Raw genomic sequence first — 21,005 nt, 5'->3', positions numbered from 1 at the left:
CCGCGTAGGCGCGATTTTATATCGCGCTTACCAATAATTTAAAAGGTAAAACTATGTTTACATATATTTACAAAGGCGCAAGCCATAGCAATACAAGCGCTGAGTACATGCAAAACTTAGGCATGGACCAAGAACAAATTGACTCAGTATTAAATCAGCAGCAGTTTGAGCTAAGCCAAAATGTTGAAAAGCGTCAAGCGGCTTACAAAGCCGAGTCAGACCCATTATTTATGGAATCGCAATACGACGGCACACCTGAGTCACATCAAAAGTGGCAAGACAAAGTAGCAGAAATTAAAGCTCGCTACCCACTTTCTGAAAATGCATAACCTAGCGCTTTGTTATCATCAAACTGCCGCCCCTTGCTCAATGCAAGTGGGCGCGCAGTTGCTTGCGTCTGCCATTAAAGATGACTCGCGCACAGATAAACCAGCAAGCTATGGCGGTTTATTGTTATCGGTGAGTGCAACCGATCCCGCAACGCTAGCCAGTAAGTTGGAATCAATAAACGAATACTGCCCAATCCCTGAGTTTATCGCCTGCGCCCAGTATGCCAAAAGCCAAAGTACATTAGAGCAAACCCAGCTCGAAACGTATGGCGGCCAAAGCATAGAGTGGCAAATAAACACCCTGCAGAATTTATTGCCTCTACGCGAGCAGCTAATAGCTGACGAACTCGCAACAGTAAATAACAGCGGCAAGCAATTAATTACCACGATTGATGATGCACTAACCCAAACAGCAGAGCTAAAAACAGCCCGCGACGAGCGACTAAATCAAGCGCAATTCACTGCTCAAAGTAGCGGGGTAGATGTGCAATTAATTACAGCTGGCACAGCAAAGCAGCTAGCCGACTCAGTGGCTAACAAAGGCAATGATCATAGCCACTGGGCAATGTGTTTATTTATTGGCGAGCAGGGCGAACTTAATCAAATTAAAGAGGTGTTATGAGCTTAGCAATCGGCGGCTGGAACATACCGGGGTTTGAAACCCGTGTTGATGCATCGGTAAAACTCGCCGGTGGTGACATGTCGGGGTTTGGTAGCTTTGCGTTGAGTAGTGATCAGGGTGTTAAGCCAGGTTTAATAACTGTAAAAACAAAAATACCCATGCTAGATGAAAGCGAGCTAGCAGCCCTTATCGCAAAATCAAAAGCGCTAGACGAAAACGGCGCCCGTGTTGTTTACACAATTACCAATGCATTAGCTGAGGCATATAAAATTCGTAAAGCAAAGTTTGATGGTGAAGTAAAAGCCACCGAGCTTGAAGAAAAACGCGCATGGCAAGTAACATTTAAGCTCGTTGAGGTGCAATCAGTCTCAGAACGCGAGCAACAGCAGCTAGACGAACAAGCAACCGAAAGCGCAGAGCCACAAGCAACAACCAGTAACGACGATGTGCAAAACAAATTCAACGAGGTCGAAGGGCCATGAGCACCCGCCTCTCTAACACGCTAACGATTGGCGGCAACACAGTAACCAATATTGTTAGCAAAACCGTACAGCTAGACATTGCCAGCACAGGCCGCGCAAAATTTGAAGTGGTCGCAGAGCAAGAGCCAAGCGGCTTGGTTGAGCTTCACCTAGGTTACACGTTAGATAATATGATCCCGTATTTTCTTGGCGTCATAGAGTCAAAACACCAAGCCAATGGCCGCTGGTATTTAACATGCCGTGAATTACTAGGAGCGTTAAGTTTTCCCGCGCCGGTGGCTGTTCGTCATCCAACCATAAAAGCGGTGCTTGATGAGCTAACAAAACTCGGTGTTGAGTTCGTAACGCCAGAAAACGCCGAATATTTAAATAAAATAACACCCGCGTTTTATCACAGCGGCACAGGCATTGAGGCGCTAAGGCAAATAGGCAAAGTATGGGGCATTAATGATTTTATTTTTCAACAACGCCCAGACGGCAAAATATTTGTCGGCAGTTGGCACGACTCCCGCTGGCCGCTCGCAGCAATAAACGACTTTCCAGAGCACACAATAACAGCTAAAAGCTCAACCACTGGCGAGCTAATCGCTATCCCAAAGCTACGCCCGGGTATAAAATTAAATGGGCGGTACATTACCGAAGTAACCTTAATCAACGACAGGATGCACATACGATGGTCAAACAAGCCATTAAACGCTTAATACAGCGCTACTTCCCAGAACTAAACGAGCGTAAACACCTGCCACAGTTAGCGCGTATAGAAAAAATATATGACTTACCAAGTGACGACGCAGCCATCAGCACCCCATTCAGGCCGCTAAAAGCCGCCGACGTACAGCTATTAAATCCGATAACAGGCGAGCCATTAGCCGTGCCCGTATTTCAGCAAGTCACACTCGGCACAGGACAATCATCCGATCATGGTTTATTAAACGAACCCATGCCAGGAATGCACTGTTTAATACAATATATCGACGGCCTAAACAGCCATCCTGTGATCACCAGCTTATTACCATGGCAAAGCTTAGTGCCAGAACACAAACGCACAGACGTAACCTTGCAACAAGATAACCGTAGCAAACTACAAGGGCGCGACGGCAATTGGCACCTAACCACAGATGGCGATATAACCCAAACTAGTGACACGAGCAAAACAACAGCACGCAAAAGCGAACAAAACTACCACGAACGCACCTGCAGCATAGACACTCACGACGTTACAAAAATAGATGGCAACCAAATCACCGAAGTAATGGGCGCCTTAAAAACAGTGGTGGGTGAAAAAGCATTAATCGTCGCTTTAGAAGGGCTATTACTCGGCAGTAAAAAGCAGGTCGATATTGAAGCCACCGAAAACATGAGCCTAACCACACTCAAAACCCTACACGCCAAAGCCACTGAACTTGCAAAGGTCGAAGGTGCAACGGTGTGGCTTGGGGATAGTTCAGTAAACGTGGCTCAAGTACTCCTTGATTTAATTACCCTAGTAAAAGACATAAACCAAAGCCTAGAAACCCACGGCCATAAAGACCAAGGCGCAGGGCCACCAATTACACAAGGCGAATTTACAGGCCATAAATCAACAGCCAGCAGCCTAAAAAGCACATTAGAGCCAATCGTAGAATAATGTAATGCTTGCCAACCCGCTTACCGTGTTTAACAATGCCCGTATTGAATTTAAAAAAAATAATTGAAATTTAGCGTTACAGAAACCAAACTGCGACCAAAACTGTGACCAATAGCAATAAGGTATTTCAATTTTTATTTTATATATATGATTTTAAAGGTTAATTTATTTTATGTGTGAATTGCTTGGCATGTCGGCGAATGTGCCGACAGATATTTGTTTTAGTTTTTCAGGCTTACTAGAGCGCGGTGGCAACACGGGTCCACATAAAGATGGCTGGGGTATTACTTTTTATGAAGGGAAGGGGTGTCGTACTTTTAAAGATCCTGAGCCTAGCTGTCAGTCTGAGATTGCTAAATTAGTTAAAGCGTACCCAATTAAAAGTGTCTCGGTGATTAGCCATATTCGCCAAGGTAATCGTGGCCGTGTCTGCCTTGAAAATACGCATCCGTTTACCCGTGAGTTGTGGGGCAGAGAGATCACTTACGCACACAATGGGCAGCTTTCTAATTATCATGATTTAAAGCCTGAATATTATCGACCTGTTGGTAGCACTGATAGTGAACTGGCGTTTTGTTGGTTACTCGATAAAATTCGTGAAAAATACCCAAAGCGCCCAGCAAATATGGCGTCGGTGTTTCGTTATGCGGCAAAGCTTGCACACACATTACGTGATAAAGGCGTATTTAATATGTTATTAACCGATGGCGTGTTTGTGTTAGCGTATTGTACTAATAATTTGCATTGGATCACCCGCCGTGCGCCATTTGGTAAAGCTACCTTGATTGATGCTGACATGGTGGTAGATTTTCAACAAGAAACTACGCCAAATGATGTGGTAACGGTGATCGCTACTCGACCACTGACCCACGATGAGCGTTGGCAAAAAATGGAACCAGGTGAGTTTACGTTGTTTAAAATGGGGGAATTAATTTAGGTTGGGTAGAGTATAACGAAACCCAACGGGCAGTTTTAACGTATTGATTTATTAATAACTCATAAACTGAAAAGCCCAAGTTATGATCGTCATACTTGAGCCTTTCATTTTATGTAGGAAACAAATTTACTCTGGGGCTGTTTCGCTTTTTACAGCTTCTGGAACAGCAACAGGGCTGGTGACGGTGAAAGACTTCATTTGCACTTCAAATTGTTCTACCCCTTTTTCGCCCTTCCACATTCTGACGAGCATGTAATCCATTTCAGGCGCAAACCAAGCAAGGGCTTGACGTTTATCGTTATCATATAAACGTTTTACTTTAATTGCTTCGATATTACCTATAGGCAGTGAAATCATTTCTGTGCCAACAACTTCAAAATTATAGTCGCGGCAGTTGCCTTTCTTATCAACAAGTGGATATGAAAAGCTCGTTTTACCCATTTTTAACTCTTCACGTACTTGTACTTGATATGAAATTGAGTCTTGAAACTGCTCAGACCATTCACATTCTATTGGATATTTACTTTCACTACTATTAACGAGCTTTTTAGTGCTATCAAATTGTAGTGTGTATTCTTTATCAGGGCCCGTGCCTGTACGGATCATACTGTAGCTAACAGGTGTGATTTTTTTGTCGCTGAAGGTAAAGTTTGATGTTTCTTTGCGTGAATCTGAGAAGATCATCCACTCAATATCACTGTGGTAGCTAACTTGGTAGCTGTTATCGGCGAGTTTTTTTAGTGTACGTACGCCTTGACCATGGTTTTCGCCTTTTCGCAAAATATCATAGTTAGCTTCAAATTGAGTAAGTTCACCAGCAATTAAACTAGTAGGAAGTAATAAAGTGCCCGCACACAATAGCAAGGCACTTAGTTTTTTATTCTGGGTAGTGCGCGCCGTGTGCAGGAAGTTGTTTTTTGTCAAGAACTGCATAATCTGCTTCCATAGTAAGTCGTTGTTCACTGAACCACTTGACCACCAAAGGGTAAATTATATGCTCTTGCGCATGCACGCGTTTTGCTAATGTGTCAGCTGTATCATCTGCCAGCACGGGTACTTTGGCTTGAAGAATGACAGGACCACCGTCTAATTCTTCAGTAACAAAATGCACACTTACGCCATGAATGTCATCTTTTGCATCAATTGCTCTTTGGTGGGTATTCAGCCCCTGGTACTTAGGCAACAAAGAAGGATGAATGTTCAACATTTTTCCTTTAAATTTTTGCACTAAGTTAGGAGTAAGAATACGCATAAACCCAGCTAATACAACTAGATTTGGTACAAAAGAATCAATAACGTTCATTAACTGGGCATCGTAGGCTTCGCGCGAGTCAAAATCTTTATGGCTAAGCACTGCTGTTGCAATGCCTGCTTGCTTTGCTCGCTCAAGGCCATAAGCATCTGCTTTATTACTAATAACAGCCGCTATGTTTGCATTTATCTCGCCGTTATTACAGGCGTCAATGATGGCTTGTAAATTAGAGCCACTACCTGAAATTAAGACTACTAGACGAGCAGGGGCCATTAATCACGGCCGCCTAGGATTTCTACTTGCTCTTCGTCAGCTTTTGCATTATGGATCTCACCAAGATGCCAAGCGTTTTCGCCAAGGTCTTTTAAAATCGTTAAGCTTTGCTCAAGTTTGTTAGCAGGCACAACCAATACCATACCTACACCACAGTTAAATGTGCGGTACATTTCGTGGGTGGTGATGTTACCGTTTTCTTGTAACCAATTGAAAATACCAGGCCACTGCCAGCTATCACCTTTAACTACTGCTTTTGCAGATTCAGGTAATACGCGTGGGATGTTTTCCCAAAAGCCGCCACCAGTAATATGCGAAAGAGCATGTACATCTACTTGCTTGAATAGCTCAAGTAATGGTTTAACGTAAATACGTGTTGGTTCCAGTAGAGTTTCGCCTAATGTTTTGCCTTCAAACTCTGCACTTGTATCAGCATTTGATACTTCAAGTACTTTACGAATTAAAGAGAAACCATTTGAATGCGGGCCGCTTGATGCAAGTGCGATTAGTTGATCACCCGCAGCTACTTTTGTGCCGTCAATGATATTGGCTTTTTCAACTACGCCAGTACAAAAACCAGCCATGTCGTAATCTTCACCTTCGTACATACCCGGCATTTCAGCAGTTTCGCCACCGATTAACGCACAGCCTGAGAGCTCACAGCCTTTACCAATGCCTGTTACTACGTCTGCGGCAGTATCAACATCAAGCTTGCCGGTTGCATAATAATCTAGGAAAAATAATGGCTCAGCACCTTGAACGATAAGGTCATTTACACACATTGCAACTAAATCGATACCTACAGTATCGTGTTTTTTAAGGTCGATAGCTAAGCGCAGCTTAGTACCAACACCATCAGTGCCTGCAACAAGTACTGGTTGCTTATAACCAGCTGGGATTTCGCAAAGTGCGCCAAAGCCACCAATTCCGCCCATAACTTCAGGACGACGGGTTTTTTTAACTACGCCTTTAATACGCTCAACTAGTGCGTTACCGGCATCGATATCTACGCCCGCGTCTTTATAACTTAGAGACTGTTTTTGTTCGCTCACAGGATTTCCTCAAAAAAGTTGCATGGTTTTGCATGTGTATGCTTAGAAACGTGCGTATTTTACAACAATTGCAAGGTCGCGGCTAGTTCAAATATAATTTTAACATTATTGACAAGGACACTTGTCCGCATCATGAATAATAGGCTTAGGTAATAAGTGCTAGGTAGTTCCTAGCACCTAAAACTTAGTCCCTTTTGTATTAAGCCTTTGCAGTCAGGATCGCACGCAAGGGGGCTGGGTAGCCTTCAATTGTTTTACTTGTATCGTTTGGATCTAAAAAGTCGATAAGCGATTCGTTTTCCATCCAATCGGATTTACGTTGTTCTTCAAGTGTGGTGATTGCACAGTCTTTTATTTGCACGTCTTTAAAACCAACACGTTCCATCCAGAGTTTTAACGCGGCGGTGCTTGGAATAAACCACACGTTGCGCATTTTCGCATAACGGTCTGTCGGCACGAGTACTGTGCTTTCATCGCCTTCAATGACTAAGGTTTCAAGTATTAATTCACCACCTGGGCGAAGTTGCGCTTTTAATTGCGCTAAAAAGTCGATAGGTGAGCGGCGATGATAAAGTACCCCCATCGAAAACACCGTATCAAAGGCTTTTAACTCAGGCAGGGCTTCAACACCAAGCGGTAATAAATGCACGTTTTCATCTGGGTTAAAGTGCTTGATGGCTTGAAACTGACATAAAAATAAATCAGACGGATCAATACCCACCACAAACTCAGCGCCTTCACCGCGCATCCGCCATAAGTGATAGCCAGAGCCACAGCCGATGTCTAAAACCGTGCGGCCTTTTAGTGGCTCAATATGCGGTAATAAACGATCCCACTTCCAATCGCTGCGCCATTCAGTATCAATTTCAATACCGTGTAGGCTAAAAGGGCCTTTACGCCACGGCATCATGCGTTTTAATAAGTGAATGGTTTGCTTTTGCTCGCCGTCGGTCATTTCGCCTGGGGCACCAATTTCAACTTTGTCGATAATATTGACGTGTTTGGTCGCCACTTCAGGCAAGTTTTTTAACACTTTCTGCCATTTCGGTAAATCACCATGACTGGCCTCTAATTGCCAGTGTTTTAATTGGCTCGGTAGCGTTTCCAGCCAGTGACTTAGCGGACTTTGTGCGATTGCGGCGTAAAATTGATTAAACCATTGAGACATTGAATTACTCTTTATAGTTGTTACTTGATTGCTACCAGTGAGCAAAAATTAAAACATTGATACCACACTTGGGTTTGACTAAAGCCAATATCGGTAAGTCGAGAAAGGTGAGCATTTAAAGTATCTGGGCGCATTACATTCTCAATGGCGGTACGTTTTTGGCTAATTTCTAATTCAGAATAACCATTGTGGCGTTTAAAATCGTGGTGTAAATCAATCAGCAAATTATCACACTGCTCGTTTTCGCCTTTGACTTTTTCACTTAGCAGTAATACACCACCAGGTTTTAAGTTAGCGTAAATTTTTTCAAGCACGGCGTGACGTTGTGCGGGCGGTATAAACTGAAGAGTAAAGTTCATCGCCACTACCGAAGCATTCTCAATATTAAGCTCGTTAATATCACCAAGCGTCACCGTAACGGGGACTTCTGAGCGAAAGCCGTGTAAATGTAATTTACAGCGCTCTACCATGGCTTGTGAATTATCAACGGCAATAATATGGCAATTATCAGTGCGGATATTACGGCGCATGCTTAATGTTACTGCACCAAGGGAGCAGCCTAAATCATACAGGTTTGAATTACTTTGCGCGTATTCACCGGCCAATTTCCCCATCGTACTAACAATGGTGGCATAACCCGGTACTGAGCGCTGGATCATATCGGGGAAAACTTCTACTACATGTTGGTCAAAGCTAAAGTCTTTAACCGCTTGCTCAGTGGCATAAATGCTGTCTTTTATGTTCACACAAACAGTCTCTTGAAAAATAATAGAGCTATTTTAGCATTTTATGCTGGATAGTCAGTGATAATTTCAGTAGCTTGGCTAGAATAATGAATAACAAGTAAGAAAAGAGAAGTTTATGAGCAAAAGTAAAGTGATCAGCACAGATGATATATTGGCAACCCTTTGTCATTCTGTAACAAGTGTATTGTCATCTGCAAGTGGTAATAGCATTAGCTACTCAGCAATGGTACAAAAAATAACCCGCACCTGTATGCGTCCTGATATCGGTTGTTTTGTATTATTTGATGGCGGATTTACCGGATTGGTAATTACTAATTTCACCTCGCAAGCGGCAATGGAAATTTATCACGATTATATGCGCAGTATGGGGATGCCTGAAGACGAGATTGCGCACAGTCATTTATCTGACGATGTATCAAATGTACTCGGTGAATTGATGAACCAGATTGTGGGTGATTTTACTTCAAAGGTACGCGAGCAGTTACATACTTCAATTACTCAAAATCAACCTAAGATGATGGCTATCAACAAGCAGGTGCAAATATCTGTTGATACCACGATGGATAGACCACAAGCGCGGCGCGTGACATTTACCACCAGTAAACAAAATATCTTTTATTTAGAATTAGCAATGGATAAAACAGAGTTCATTAAGCTACACGATTTTGATATTGCTGAAGCTATTGACCCAGATGACATCATTGAAAACGAAGCAAAGCATAAAGCAGAAAAACAAAAAGCTGCTGATGATGCAAAAGCGAGTGATGCAGATGATGATTTTATGGCCGAGCTTGGGCTTTAAACAACTCTGATCGAGCGGCGAGTTAAAACGGTCTATTGGGTTTCGTAATGAAACCCAATATTTTCGTGCGCAATTGAACGATTAAAAAACGCTATGCTATAAATCTAGCGAATAATCATTTGCTCACGCTCAGGGCCTACAGATACCATACTCACAGGTACGCCCATCAGTGCTTCGATGCGTTCAACATAGTGCTGAGCGGCAGCAGGCAGGCTGTCGAAGGTACGACAACCGGTAATATCTTCATCCCACGCTGGCATGCTTTCATAGATTGGCGTTAAAGCTGCTGTTTGTGGCCAAATAGGGTTTTCGCTGTGATCGCCTGCATAACCAACGCAGATTTTTAAATCTTTCATGCCAGATAGGCAATCAATTTTGGTTAAAGCGATTTCAGTAGCTGCTTGTAATTCAACACCGTTACGGGTGGCAACTGCATCAAAATAACCCATGTCACGTGGGCGGCCAGTCACTGCGCCATATTCGTTCGCGCTTTCACGAAAACTGTCTTGCTCTGCCATGGCGGTAACGAGTGTACCTGTACCGACAGATGAACTAAATGATTTAGCCACAGCGATAACACGCTCAGGGTGCAAAGCTGGCAGCCCGCTGCCAATTCCTGCATAGGCGGCAGTAACGTTTGATGATGTAGTATACGGGTATTCGCCGTAAACTAAATCGCGGCCTGCGCCTAGTTGCGCTTCAAACAATAAGTTGGCATCTTGCTTTTGCAGGGCTTTTAAAGGCTCTGTGACATTACAAATAAATTTACGCCAAGGGGCGGTGACGTCTAATAGCCAGTGAGTTATTTGTTCTGCTGTTTGTGAATAATCACAACTTGGGTAAAGGGCTTTTAGCTGTGGCATTTTCCAATCAAGCATAAATTGAATGCGCTCTAATAAAACCTCAGGTTGATTTAGCCAACCAACTAAAATGCCTTTTTTCATTACGCGATCGCCGTATGCAGGTGCAATTCCTTGACGAGTCGAGCCGTAAGCGGCATCGCCTAAGCGCACTTCCTCGAGGGTATCTTCAAGGGCGTGTAATGGTAAGCATAACGTTGCACGATCAGAAATACATAATTTTACATTAACACCTGCGGCGTTAACTTCGGCTATTTCTTCGCTTAATGCCGCAGGGCTTATCACCATGCCAGGGCCTAGTACTGCAATACAATCAGGATTAAAAATACCGCTTGGTAATTGGTGTAGTTTAAACTTGCCAAAGTCATTCACAACAGTATGTCCGGCGTTGTTACCACCTTGAAAGCGAATGCTCGCAGATGCGTTCTCAGCTAGAAAATCGACGATACGGCCTTTGCCTTCATCACCCCAGTTTGCACCTACAACAACAATTGACGGCATAATTTAATCTCCAAATTGATTGAACGAATATGGTATGCGGTCTATTAAAATAAGAGAAATTAATTATAATTATTATCTTGATAAGAATTTCATATTGATTTCACGCCATTAAGGTCATAAAGATGCTAGATATTCACTGGTTAAAAACTTTTGTCACATTGGCTGAGTTAAAGCACTTTGGTAAAACAGCCAATGCGCTGCATATGACACAGCCAAATGTTAGCTTGCATATTAAGCAGTTAGAAAAAACGACACGGGTTAAACTGATAGAACGTAATCCTTTTAGTTTGACCCAAGCAGGTTTACGGCTATTAGAGTCTGGACAAAAAACCTTATGGGAATTACAGGTTTGCCAATCTGACTTAAATGCGATTAATGATCTCAGCCAAGGCACACTGACAATTGCCGCCAGTGATATAATTTCTCGTTTATTGTTGATTGAGCCTTTTCAGCTTTTTAAGCGCCAGTTTCCTGGCATTGACTTTACTTTGCTCAATACAACGTCTTCGCAAGCGTCAGCATTGGTTAAAAGTGCTGAAGCTGATTTAGGGTTTGTGATTGCCCAAAAAGAAAGTGAGCCGCTGCATTTTACGCAATTACAGCAGATAAAATGGTGTGCATTAGGTAATCATTTAAAGTTATGGCAGCAGGCCAAAAACGATAACAATGTTACACTGACTGAGCCGCCAACATTAATCTTACTCGGCCATGATACGCGAACCCGAGACTTGCTCGATAGTGCCTTGCCATCTTTAAACTTACCAAATTATCGGGTGATGGAAGTGGGCAGTGTGGATGCGCAAATTGATTGGGCTGAAGCGGGATTTGGTGTTGCTATCGTGCCTGAGTTTTCACTGCGCAGTAAAGCAAATTTAACCACCACCGTCACCGCCTTACCACAGTTTCCAACTACCAGTTTAGGTTACATTGTGCGGCAAAATCAGGTGCTTTCAAAAGCAACAAAGCAATTACTACATTGGGTCAATGAAGAGATCTCACGTACTCATCTTGCATAGTATTTATATGTTAACTGTACGGCTATGTACTTTGTGATTCAGTTATTTTTATGTGTAAAGGTTTTTACCTTCAGCTACTAGTACACAAAAAATCCGTAAATCTAATTCGAGTTGATGGTAGCTTGGTTCCATGTGGCAGCACAGGGCGTAAAAACTTTTGTTGTGATCTTTTTCTTTAAAGTGTGCAAGTTCGTGCACCACTAATGCTTTCAATAATGGCTCTGGTGCGCGCAGTAAATCGCTGTTGATCGCTAAGTCATGCTTGCGGGTTTTACCTTGCATACGATACGTATGAGTACCGAGCGCATTAGTGACCATATCGCCTTGTTTTTTAAACGCGGCGCGGCCAAACGGCGGGGCGCTTTTTAAATAGCGCTTTTTAAGCTCAGTGGCGTATGCGTATAACGACTTGTCACTGGTAATATTATGGGAGCTGGGGTATTTTTTAGTTAAATACGCGCCGTGTTTGTTGTTATTAATGAGCTGCATCACTTGCGTTACAATTTGCTCTGGATAGCCGCTAAAATAGTGGGAGTAGTCTTTCATAAATTTAAAATAAGCTCGATTGAGTGGCTTCTTGTTCACCTATAAAAGGCGATAAAACGCGGTGGTTATAATTTAAATCTTGGCAAAACTCGCGTGCTAATAATGGTGCTTGGCGGTTATCTGCAGTATGAAAAAATACATACGGGTGCTTACCCTCATCAAGCCATTGTTTTACTTTTTTAAGCCACGGTTGGTAATAGCTTTTATAGTCGTGTTCTAAATCGGCAATCACAAAACGGGCCATAGGTTGATTGCCTGTTGCAATGGCATGCACGGGTAAATGGGGCTTTTTTTGTTGGGCATCGATGAGTGCTTCAGTGTTCGGCTTAACTGCAAATAATGCGCGGGTGTCCATTGCGATACGGTTGACATTGTTTGCTATTAATAGCTGATTAAAGGCAATTTCGGCTGCGCCTTTTTTAAAAAAATCGGGGTGGCGAACTTCAACGCCATAGTTTAAACCTGTCGGGAGCTTGGCAATAAACTGTGCTAATAACGGCAGTTGTTTGGGGCTAAAACTACTCGGTAGCTGCAACATGATCTGCCCAGCATGAGGCAATATTGGTTCGAATAAATTAAACCATGCAGTGAGTTCGTCATCGATATGAGTAAGCTTTAATTCATGACTAAAGCGGCGATGGAATTTAAACGTAAATTTAAAGTCACTATTAACAGCATCACGCCAGCGATTTAATGATTCAACACTAGGATCGGCATAAAAGCTGGTATTGCCTTCGACTGAATTAAACACCTGTGCGTATTCGTGCAACATATCGGCATTTTTGCAGTGACTTGATAATAAATTGCCTTTCCACGCGGTACTTGACCACTGTGGACACCCTAAATACAACATAAAACGGTTAACTGATTGTGTGTTTTGGTTAGTATATCAAATCTATAAATTGAAAGCATAGCCACTACTGCCGAGCTCGCATTTTCAAGTAACTTGGGTATAATGCTCCACCTAAAATGATTTATAAATAGTGGCTTATTCTCCCCCCAAAACAGCAATTTTTAGGGGAAGCGGCTATTGGTCTTTACACTGACAGGAAAACTATGCGCTCTATATACTGCGGACAACTAAATAAAACACACGTAGATCAAGAAGTTGAATTATGTGGTTGGATCAATAAACGACGTGACCTTGGTGGACTTATCTTTGTCGATTTACGCGATAGAGAAGGTTTAGTACAAGTTGTATTCGATCCTGAAGTTGAAGGCTTAATGGATACCGCGAATACATTACGTCAAGAATTTTGCGTACAATTAAAAGGTGTAGTTCGCGCACGCCCAGAGAGTCAAATAAACAAAGATATGGCAACGGGTGAAGTTGAAATTTTAGGCACAGGCCTTACTATCATCAACCGTTCAGAGCCGTTACCACTTGATTTTAACCAAGTAAACTCTGAAGAGCGTCGCTTAAAATACCGTTACTTAGACCTTCGTCGTTTAGAAATGAGTGACCGTATTAAACTACGCGCTAAAGCAAGTAGCTTTGTGCGTCGCTTCCTTGACGAAAATAACTTTTTAGACATCGAAACGCCAGTACTTACAAAAGCTACCCCAGAAGGAGCGCGCGATTACTTAGTACCGAGCCGTGTTCACAAAGGCAGCTTTTACGCATTACCGCAGTCTCCGCAGTTGTTTAAGCAATTGTTGATGATGTCGGGTTTTGACCGTTACTACCAAATTGTTAAATGTTTCCGTGATGAAGATTTACGTGCCGATCGCCAACCAGAATTTACCCAAATAGATATAGAGACCTCGTTCATGAGCTCTGATCAAGTACGTGGTATGACTGAAAAAATGATCCGCGAAATGTGGCAACAGTTGCTAGATGTCGATTTAGGCGAGTTTCCAATCATGCCTTACGCTGAGGCAATGAGCTTGTATGGTTCTGATAAGCCAGATTTACGTAACCCAATGAAACTGATTGACGTTGCTGATTTAGTAAAAGACGTTGAATTTAAAGTATTCTCAGGTCCTGCAAATGATGAAAAAGGCCGTGTTGCGGTATTAACTGTACCAGGTGGCGCAGCACTTTCTCGTAAGCAGCTTGATGATTACACTAAGTTCATCGGCATTTACGGCGCTAAAGGCATGGCGTGGATGAAAGTAAACGACCACACTGCAGGCGCTGAAGGCGTACAATCACCAATCGCTAAATTCTTAAATGAAGACGTTATCAACGAACTACTTGCGCGCACTAATGCACAAACTGGCGACATCATTTTATTTGGTGCTGATAAACGCAACACAGTAAATGAAGCAATGGGCGCGCTACGTATTAAGATTGGGCTTGATTTAGAAATCACTAATCTAAATAGCTGGGCACCACTTTGGGTTGTTGACTTCCCAATGTTTGAAGAAGACGACGAAGGTACATTGCATGCTGTTCATCACCCATTTACAGCACCAAAAGATGTCAATGCAAGCGAACTTGAAGCAAACCCAGCAGCGGCTATTTCAGATGCATACGATATGGTACTAAATGGCTACGAAGTAGGTGGTGGTTCGGTACGTATTCATAATACAGATATGCAAGAAGCAGCGTTTAGAATCCTAGGTATTGATGCACAAGAGCAGCAAGACAAGTTTGGTTTCTTACTTGAAGCGTTAAAATACGGTACGCCACCACATGCTGGTTTAGCGTTCGGTTTAGACCGTTTAGCAATGCTACTGTGTGGTACTGATAATATTCGTGACGTAATTGCTTTCCCTAAAACAACACAGGCATCGTGCTTATTAACCGATGCGCCTAGCAAAGCTAACAGTGATTCGCTGACAGAGCTTGCTATTAGTGTTGTTGAAAAAGCTGAAAAACCAGCTGAATAAGTTATAACACCGTGCTTAATTGCACCGACTTTAAAAACCCTTAGATCTATACCTAAGGGTTTTTTTTATGATTTACTTTAAGTTCAAATGATTAGTAATAAGGAAATAAAATGTCTTTTAATGCGACCCTTTTAGGTCTTATCGTTCTCGTTTTAATACCGATATTTGGGATAGTTAGTTATTTCTTAGGGAAGCGTAAAACAACAACTCCTATAATAGTTGGTATTATTGGTGGTTTTTTAGGTTTGGTGCCGATACTTGGCCTTATTTTTATTGCTGTATTAGCTTTAAAGAGTGATTTACCTAAAGAAGCTGTTTGATGTTTTCACAAAACGATTATTATGAGCACGAATTCTTCAAGGTTAAAGCAACAGCACAGCGTTTTAGTGACATTGAATTTGAACAATGCCAATTTATTGAGTGCGACTTCAGTCACAGTCAATTCAGTAACTGTCGTTTTATCGATTGTGAGTTTATTAATTGCAATTTGTGTGATTTAAGTTGGAACTACAGCTCATTAGAAGAGGTGAGTTTTAAAGGCTGCAAACTCAATAGCATTGTTTGGGGACAAGTCAACTGGCCGCAACTAGCATTAACTGCGCCTGTTAGTTTTAAAGACTGCGAGCTTAGCCATAGCTCATTTTTCGAGTTGTCATTAAAAGCGTTAACAATGACGGACTGCTTTGCAAAAGATGTTGATTTTAGACATGCCAACTTAGGGAAAAGTCAGTTTATAGGCACAGATTTTAGAGACAGTGTATTTCATCAAACCAATTTAAGTAACGCTAATTTTGTGGGTGCCACACAGTTTAATATTGATATAAAAAATAATGACGTCAGTGGTGCTAAATTTGAGCGGTTTGAAGCGTTAAATTTACTCAGTGGACTTGATATTGAGCTGGTGGATTAAAGCTGTGTGATTACACAGCTTTGAAAAATGAGCAATTATTAACAGGCTGGGCCGTTTTTATTGCGTGCGCTGGCAAGTGCGCGGGCAATTTTAAGCAGTGCTGGGCTAATATCATCAGCGCCATCTTTAATTAGCTTAGTCACATCGCCAGATGAGTATAAGCTATCGCGAGGTGATTTAATGCCAAGCTCACGCACAAAATCTTTAGTCTTGCCAGTGCTGCCTGTTTCGATAAATTTGAAAATAATACGCTCGTTATTATTTCTCGGCTCTGCTTCTAGCGTTTTGATTTCATCTTTATACGCTTCAATTCTGCTTTGTAAAATATCGATACGCTGTTCGATGCTGTTGTATGATTTCATGGATAGGTTCTTTTCTAAATAGACGTTAGGACAATACGACTATTATCGCATAAATTTATAATAATTATTTTTTTCTTTAAAACTCTTCTACTGTTCTAGGTACCTCGTTTTATTGCAATTAATATTTAAAGGCTTAAAGTACTTTATAATTTAAATAAAATAAGTCGAGCAAATTAATGCCACCACCTTTTAAGTACCTTGTGAGCTTCTTTTTTCTCATAGTCAGTGTAGCCGCCAGTTCTGCAACAAACAGCGAAATGATTGTTGATAAAGCGCGTGACCGCGCGATCCCGATAAATATTTCATTACCAGCATATAACGAGCATTGTAGCCAACAAACAAAATGCCCTGTGGTATTTATTAATGCCGGATATGGTATTGCGCATACTGACTATCAGTTTGCGGCTGATATATTTACAGCTAAGGGCTATTTAACCATTAGCGTAGCTCATGAATTAGCAAGCGATCCTGCGCTCAACCGCACGCCACCTTACATGGCCACTCGTATGGAAAACTGGCATCGTGGTGTGGTCACTCTTAAATTTTTAGTGACCGAGTTGAGCCCTCGCTACCCAGAGTATGATTTTACGCGGTTAACGTTATTTGGCCATTCTAATGGCGGTGATATAGCCGCGCTTTACGCGGCGATTTATCCTAAACAAGTGAGTCAAATTATCACGCTTGATCATCGGCGTATGTTGTTACCTCGCAATAAAAACATTCGGGTTTTAACGTTGCGTGGCAGTGATTACCCTGCGGATAATCAGGTATTACTCAATGAAGATGAATTAGCACAGTACCCGGTTACGCAGATTTCGATAGAGAACTCACGCCATAATGATATGTATGATGGCGGACCTAAATGGTTAGTAGAGCGGATGAGTAAAGAGATTGAGTTGTTTATTGATAGAAAGGTTATAAAGCTAGCTAAATAAAGATTTCATTTTAATAACTGTATTTAGCTTGTGAACTGTGATTATTAAATGATTTAACTAAAGACTTGAATTCGCCTTATCGTGCTTGGGTTATATAGGTAGTAAGCGCCAAAGGAAGGTATAAATGTGTTAAAAAGTAAAGCCACTTTCTAATGTCGTCATTCATCCTAGTTTTAGGCTTCATCGTATTTTTTATGTGTTTATTCTTTGGAGAATCAAGCAATTTTGGATTTTTTAAAAGTTATGATGTTGAGTTCTCGTCTGAAGTTAAAGGGCGAATAACGAATGAAGGAAAAGCATTGTCAGGTGTTGAAGTAATGCGAAAGCTATATTATGTAGGATATGAAAAAGTCCAGTCAGAGGGTACGCATTAACTAATATCGATGGAGAATTTCTTTTGACCTGTTTGTTATTCAATTTAAGGCGTGAGGGAATCTCTTTGGAAAGGGTTATCTAGTTACTCAGGAAATTTCTATTGAGCAAGGCTTAAAAGATGAAGCTAATGAGATATATAATTGGCTCTCGGCGCTGAGTCGAGGCTGGAAAAGCGTGCATCCAGTAAGCAACTATTGTTGAATCTACATGCTGATTTACAGAATGAAAAGATTCAATATGATCTTGATATTAGTCACTATGATGGTCCTCTAAATGAGCCTATAATTCTATTTTTAATTTTTGAAAAGCGTTCCCTAAATAACTTACCTACAGATTAAAGTAATCGCGGATACATGCTCGAAATTAAGGCGTGGTTTTTTTCAAACAATAATCTATTATTTAAGCTTAAATTCAATTATAGATAATTTATATAGTTAGTGAAATTAATGCATTTATTATGGGTGAATTTAATCTTTATTTGTTAAATAATTTAGCCAAGGGCTTGAATTCGCTTTATTGTGCTTGTATTGTTATAGATACTAAACGCCAAAGGAAGGTATAAATGTGTTAAAAAGTAAAGCCACTTTCTCATTTCGTCATTCTTCCTACCTTTTAGGCTTCATCGTATTTTTTTTATGTGTTTATTCTTCGGAGAATCAAGCAATGTTTGGGTTTTTTAAAAGTTATGATGTTGAATTATCGCCTAAAGTTAAAGGGCGAATAACGAATGAAGGAAAAGCATTGTCAGGTGTTGAAGTAATGCGAAAGCTATATTATGAAGGATATGAAAAAAGTCCAGTCACAGATTATGCATTAACTAATACCCATGGAGAATTTTCTTTTGATCAGTCTGTTATACAATCTAAAGCACCTGGGAATATTTTTGGACAGGATTATCTCATCAGGCAAGAAATTACTATCAAGAAAGACGTAAAAGACGTAAGAAATGAATCTGATGATGGATATTATTGGCTTTGGGTAATGAGTAAAGGCTGGAAAAGTGTACCTCCAGTTAATAATTTACTATTGAATCTACATGCTGATTTACAGAATGAAGAAATTCAATATGATTTAGATATTAGTCAGTATGGTGGGTCTCAATACCAGCCTATGATTACTATTTGTGATTTTGATGAGAATACCATCAATAGTTTATTATCTCCGGATTAAACTGCTTACAATTAATTTTAAGGAAGAAACTTAATGACCGAACTATCACCTAAACTAGCTGTACAATTAGCACTATTTGCTTATGATTCTATTGATAAAAAGACCAGATTAGTAGTGCCAAAAATTATAAAAAATGAATTTCATTTTAAATCGGAAAACTTGGCTGAAGGTTCTTCAGGTGGTTTTTTTTTGCGTCAAACAACGGGCTTTTTATTCATTGGTAGAGGTCATAGCCAAACTCATAAAGGTGATCATGTTATTACTATACGGGGTACTGATACTTTAGCAGATGCTTTGACTGATGCTACTTGTACAGCTACTACAGGATACACTGGTAGCAGTGTACATAAGGGTTTTCAGACAACTGTAGCTTCTTTTATTGACAGTATCGACCAGTATATGAGTAAGCCTGAAGTGCTTAGTAGTAAAGGTATTATTCATTGTGTTGGACACAGTTTAGGTGGTTCTTTAGCAACATTAGTAGCCGATTATATCAAGTCTAAATACGGTAAAATAGTTTATTTATATACGTTCGGTGCTCCACGCCCTGGGAAGAAGGATTTTTCTATACAATGTGGTGGACGTATTGATAAAGTTTTTCGCTGTGTTCATGGCGCCGACCCTGTGCCAAAAGTTCCAGTATGGCCTTTTTGCCATATAGTCACTACAGAGCCTGAATATGTTTCGTATCGTGCACAGGGTATTGATACTGCTGCACATTCGTTGCTTAACTCTCCAGGATACACTAAGACAGTGACAGCCACTGATTGGGATGATGTCTATAGCCAAGTACCAAGTTCTGTATATCAAAGAGTGGTTTTAAATTATAACAATCGTTTACAAACAACCTATTCTACACATTGGGCTGATAAAATAGCAGCAGCTTTAATGACTGTAATGATCGATGGTGGTTTTGCGGGAATCGTTGCATCACTTCAATACTCTGCTTCATGCGTTATCACCGTTTACGATATTATGGCAGAAGCGGTAGTTAAAGTTTCAAGTATGGTCGGTCTTGAAGAACAAGTCAGAGGCTTACTGGGTTGTATGCTTGTTTTTGCTGGAAAGTTTATTGAAGTCCCGCTGAAGCTGACGAAAGCGTTTATCAAGTGGGTCTTTAATGTATGTATTAATAGGCTACTTTCATCTGCTCGTGATGCAATGAAAAGAATTTCTTAAGTTATATATAGATGCCATAGCGCAACTTTTATTACGCTATGGCAGCTGAATTTCTTGTTAATCAACCAGCTCACTTACAATCAGTGGGTTGTTATGCAGGGTTTTATGCACAGGGCATTTGTCGGCAATTTCTAATAGGCGCTGGCGCTGAGCGTCACTCAAATCGCCTAATAAGGTGATTTTACGGGTGATGGCTTCGAGTTTGTCGGTTTGCTCGCAGTTATCGCAATCGGCGTGATAATCACGGGTGTGGTCCAGTTCTACCTTTACGTGTTCAAGTGGCAAGTTTTTACGACTTGCATACATACGTAAAGTCATCGCGGTGCATGTACCAAGTCCTGCCAGTAAGTGATGATAAGGGTCTGGGCCTAAATTATTACCGCCAACACTTAGTGGTTCATCAGCCAGCCAAGTATGATCCTTAGTACTTACATGCTGAGTAAAGACATGATCTTTTTCTTCAACTAATACATTACCGCTGCTAAGTTTGGCACTATATTGGTTTTTATCAAAATTCACATAACGTTTTGCCCATGATGCTATAACGTCTGCTGCGTAGTCTGCATCGTCTTTGTTAGTGAGTAAGTGGTCGGCGTTATCTAGGCTAATAAAGCTTTTTGGATGTTTAGCAGCGGCGTAAATTTTTTCAGCTTCAGAGATATTTACTGTGGCGTCGATTGGTGAGTGCATAACTAATAAAGCACGTTTTAATTTACTAATATGACTGCGGTCGTAATTGGCAATATCGTCTACAAACTGTTTTTTAATAGTAAATTCTCGCCCTGCTAAATTTACCTTTGCTTCGCCCTCACTATTAATCTCATCTAGATGAGCGGCAAAGTTATGCGCTACATGTTGCGCATCTGATGGTGCGCCAATGGTGGTAATGGCTTGTACTTCGTAAGCGTATAGCTAACGACACCTAGCCTTGCTTAATATTCCAAGGTAGCAGTGGCTCAAGGTTATCTGGCTGCTCAGCAAGGTGCTGTAAGCAAGTAGTGATATAGTCATGCACCACAAGGTCAT

At 41.2% G+C, this 21,005-nt stretch carries 24 protein-coding genes and 1 pseudogene; 15 read left to right on the top strand and 10 right to left on the bottom strand.

Annotated elements, in window-relative coordinates; genetic code table 11:
* Positions 1 to 53: 53 nt before the first annotated feature.
* The 6 genes from HHO47_RS06265 to HHO47_RS06240 all read left to right on the top strand — a co-directional run bounded on the left by HHO47_RS06265 (position 54) and on the right by HHO47_RS06240 (position 3,997).
* The gene (locus HHO47_RS06265; protein ID WP_169019519.1) at positions 54 to 329 is read left to right on the top strand and encodes a hypothetical protein; all 276 of its coding nucleotides are present in this window, start codon (positions 54 to 56) and stop codon (positions 327 to 329) included.
* Complete coding sequence (locus tag HHO47_RS06260) at positions 322 to 951, top strand: hypothetical protein (protein WP_211183631.1); 630 nt, start codon at positions 322 to 324, stop codon at positions 949 to 951. The genes HHO47_RS06265 and HHO47_RS06260 overlap by 8 nt, the downstream gene beginning before the upstream one ends.
* Positions 948 to 1,433 (top strand): hypothetical protein, encoded by a 486-nt coding sequence (locus HHO47_RS06255; protein ID WP_169019518.1) that lies wholly within the window; start codon positions 948 to 950, stop codon positions 1,431 to 1,433. Before HHO47_RS06260 ends, HHO47_RS06255 begins: the two co-directional genes overlap by 4 nt.
* Positions 1,430 to 2,134 (top strand): hypothetical protein, encoded by a 705-nt coding sequence (locus tag HHO47_RS06250; protein WP_169019517.1) that lies wholly within the window; start codon positions 1,430 to 1,432, stop codon positions 2,132 to 2,134. Before HHO47_RS06255 ends, HHO47_RS06250 begins: the two co-directional genes overlap by 4 nt.
* On the top strand, positions 2,107 to 3,060 hold the full coding sequence (locus HHO47_RS06245) for a hypothetical protein (protein ID WP_169019516.1): 954 nt from the start codon (positions 2,107 to 2,109) through the stop codon (positions 3,058 to 3,060). Before HHO47_RS06250 ends, HHO47_RS06245 begins: the two co-directional genes overlap by 28 nt.
* Positions 3,061 to 3,232: 172 nt before the next feature.
* Positions 3,233 to 3,997, top strand: coding sequence for a class II glutamine amidotransferase (locus tag HHO47_RS06240; RefSeq protein ID WP_169019515.1), 765 nt, complete (start codon positions 3,233 to 3,235; stop codon positions 3,995 to 3,997).
* 126 nt (positions 3,998 to 4,123) lie between these two features.
* Here HHO47_RS06240 and HHO47_RS06235 read toward each other — a convergent pair whose 3' ends face one another.
* From HHO47_RS06235 to cmoA, 5 genes are all read right to left on the bottom strand, one after another.
* Positions 4,124 to 4,921: a DUF3108 domain-containing protein gene (locus HHO47_RS06235; RefSeq protein ID WP_432651930.1), complete on the bottom strand. Its 798-nt coding sequence runs from the start codon at positions 4,919 to 4,921 to the stop codon at positions 4,124 to 4,126.
* Positions 4,875 to 5,522, bottom strand: coding sequence for a phosphoribosylglycinamide formyltransferase (gene purN / locus HHO47_RS06230; RefSeq protein ID WP_169019514.1), 648 nt, complete (start codon positions 5,520 to 5,522; stop codon positions 4,875 to 4,877). The genes HHO47_RS06235 and purN overlap by 47 nt, the downstream gene beginning before the upstream one ends.
* Complete coding sequence (gene purM, locus HHO47_RS06225) at positions 5,522 to 6,574, bottom strand: phosphoribosylformylglycinamidine cyclo-ligase (protein WP_169019513.1); 1,053 nt, start codon at positions 6,572 to 6,574, stop codon at positions 5,522 to 5,524. The genes purN and purM overlap by 1 nt, the downstream gene beginning before the upstream one ends.
* Before the next feature lie 199 nt (positions 6,575 to 6,773).
* Positions 6,774 to 7,742, bottom strand: coding sequence for a tRNA 5-methoxyuridine(34)/uridine 5-oxyacetic acid(34) synthase CmoB (gene cmoB / locus HHO47_RS06220; protein ID WP_169019512.1), 969 nt, complete (start codon positions 7,740 to 7,742; stop codon positions 6,774 to 6,776).
* 20 nt (positions 7,743 to 7,762) lie between these two features.
* Positions 7,763 to 8,488: a carboxy-S-adenosyl-L-methionine synthase CmoA gene (gene cmoA / locus HHO47_RS06215; protein WP_169019511.1), complete on the bottom strand. Its 726-nt coding sequence runs from the start codon at positions 8,486 to 8,488 to the stop codon at positions 7,763 to 7,765.
* Positions 8,489 to 8,603: 115 nt separating this feature from the next.
* On the opposite strand from cmoA, the gene HHO47_RS06210 reads away from it, so the two are divergent.
* A complete protein-coding gene (locus HHO47_RS06210; protein WP_169019510.1) occupies positions 8,604 to 9,290 on the top strand; it encodes a DUF3334 family protein in 687 nt (228 codons plus the stop codon).
* Positions 9,291 to 9,394: 104 nt separating this feature from the next.
* Here the strand turns inward: HHO47_RS06210 and HHO47_RS06205 are convergent, their stop codons facing one another.
* On the bottom strand, positions 9,395 to 10,651 hold the full coding sequence (locus HHO47_RS06205) for an adenylosuccinate synthase (protein ID WP_169019509.1): 1,257 nt from the start codon (positions 10,649 to 10,651) through the stop codon (positions 9,395 to 9,397).
* Between the two features lie 122 nt (positions 10,652 to 10,773).
* Between HHO47_RS06205 and HHO47_RS06200 the strand changes: the two genes are divergently transcribed.
* Positions 10,774 to 11,667 carry a LysR family transcriptional regulator gene (locus tag HHO47_RS06200; RefSeq protein ID WP_169019508.1) on the top strand — a complete coding sequence of 298 codons (894 nt, stop codon included), beginning with the start codon at positions 10,774 to 10,776 and terminating at the stop codon, positions 11,665 to 11,667.
* 48 nt (positions 11,668 to 11,715) lie between these two features.
* Here HHO47_RS06200 and HHO47_RS06195 read toward each other — a convergent pair whose 3' ends face one another.
* Together HHO47_RS06195 and HHO47_RS06190 are read right to left on the bottom strand one after the other, a co-directional pair.
* A complete protein-coding gene (locus tag HHO47_RS06195; RefSeq protein ID WP_169019507.1) occupies positions 11,716 to 12,213 on the bottom strand; it encodes a M48 metallopeptidase family protein in 498 nt (165 codons plus the stop codon).
* A gap of 4 nt (positions 12,214 to 12,217) precedes the next feature.
* The gene (locus HHO47_RS06190; RefSeq protein WP_169019506.1) at positions 12,218 to 13,066 is read right to left on the bottom strand and encodes a DUF72 domain-containing protein; all 849 of its coding nucleotides are present in this window, start codon (positions 13,064 to 13,066) and stop codon (positions 12,218 to 12,220) included.
* Between the two features lie 203 nt (positions 13,067 to 13,269).
* On the opposite strand from HHO47_RS06190, the gene aspS reads away from it, so the two are divergent.
* The 3 genes from aspS (at position 13,270) to HHO47_RS06175 (ending at position 15,958) form a co-directional block, all read left to right on the top strand.
* Complete coding sequence (aspS, locus tag HHO47_RS06185; RefSeq protein WP_169019505.1) at positions 13,270 to 15,048, top strand: aspartate--tRNA ligase; 1,779 nt, start codon at positions 13,270 to 13,272, stop codon at positions 15,046 to 15,048.
* 110 nt (positions 15,049 to 15,158) lie between these two features.
* On the top strand, positions 15,159 to 15,368 hold the full coding sequence (locus HHO47_RS06180; RefSeq protein WP_169019504.1) for a hypothetical protein: 210 nt from the start codon (positions 15,159 to 15,161) through the stop codon (positions 15,366 to 15,368).
* The gene (locus tag HHO47_RS06175; RefSeq protein WP_169019503.1) at positions 15,368 to 15,958 is read left to right on the top strand and encodes a pentapeptide repeat-containing protein; all 591 of its coding nucleotides are present in this window, start codon (positions 15,368 to 15,370) and stop codon (positions 15,956 to 15,958) included. Before HHO47_RS06180 ends, HHO47_RS06175 begins: the two co-directional genes overlap by 1 nt.
* Positions 15,959 to 15,996: 38 nt before the next feature.
* Here the strand turns inward: HHO47_RS06175 and HHO47_RS06170 are convergent, their stop codons facing one another.
* Positions 15,997 to 16,320, bottom strand: coding sequence for a hypothetical protein (locus HHO47_RS06170; RefSeq protein WP_169019502.1), 324 nt, complete (start codon positions 16,318 to 16,320; stop codon positions 15,997 to 15,999).
* A 176-nt stretch (positions 16,321 to 16,496) separates the two neighbouring features.
* On the opposite strand from HHO47_RS06170, the gene HHO47_RS06165 reads away from it, so the two are divergent.
* The 4 genes from HHO47_RS06165 (at position 16,497) to HHO47_RS06150 (ending at position 19,979) form a co-directional block, all read left to right on the top strand.
* Positions 16,497 to 17,255, top strand: coding sequence for an alpha/beta hydrolase (locus HHO47_RS06165; RefSeq protein ID WP_169019501.1), 759 nt, complete (start codon positions 16,497 to 16,499; stop codon positions 17,253 to 17,255).
* A gap of 152 nt (positions 17,256 to 17,407) precedes the next feature.
* Complete coding sequence (locus tag HHO47_RS06160) at positions 17,408 to 17,629, top strand: hypothetical protein (protein WP_169019500.1); 222 nt, start codon at positions 17,408 to 17,410, stop codon at positions 17,627 to 17,629.
* A 565-nt stretch (positions 17,630 to 18,194) separates the two neighbouring features.
* Positions 18,195 to 18,800 carry a DUF6795 domain-containing protein gene (locus HHO47_RS06155; RefSeq protein ID WP_169019499.1) on the top strand — a complete coding sequence of 202 codons (606 nt, stop codon included), beginning with the start codon at positions 18,195 to 18,197 and terminating at the stop codon, positions 18,798 to 18,800.
* A 33-nt stretch (positions 18,801 to 18,833) separates the two neighbouring features.
* Positions 18,834 to 19,979: a lipase family protein gene (locus tag HHO47_RS06150; protein ID WP_169019498.1), complete on the top strand. Its 1,146-nt coding sequence runs from the start codon at positions 18,834 to 18,836 to the stop codon at positions 19,977 to 19,979.
* A 57-nt stretch (positions 19,980 to 20,036) separates the two neighbouring features.
* Here HHO47_RS06150 and HHO47_RS06145 read toward each other — a convergent pair.
* Positions 20,037 to 20,879 (bottom strand): annotated as a pseudogene (locus HHO47_RS06145) (bifunctional alpha/beta hydrolase/OsmC family protein); the annotation flags it as partial.
* Positions 20,880 to 21,005 lie beyond the last annotated feature (126 nt).

Source organism: Pseudoalteromonas arctica, assembly GCF_012927645.1.
Lineage (GTDB): Bacteria > Pseudomonadota > Gammaproteobacteria > Enterobacterales > Alteromonadaceae > Pseudoalteromonas > Pseudoalteromonas arctica_A.
The sequence above is the reverse complement of the archived record's forward strand: the minus strand, read 5'-3'. Positions and strand labels throughout refer to the sequence as shown.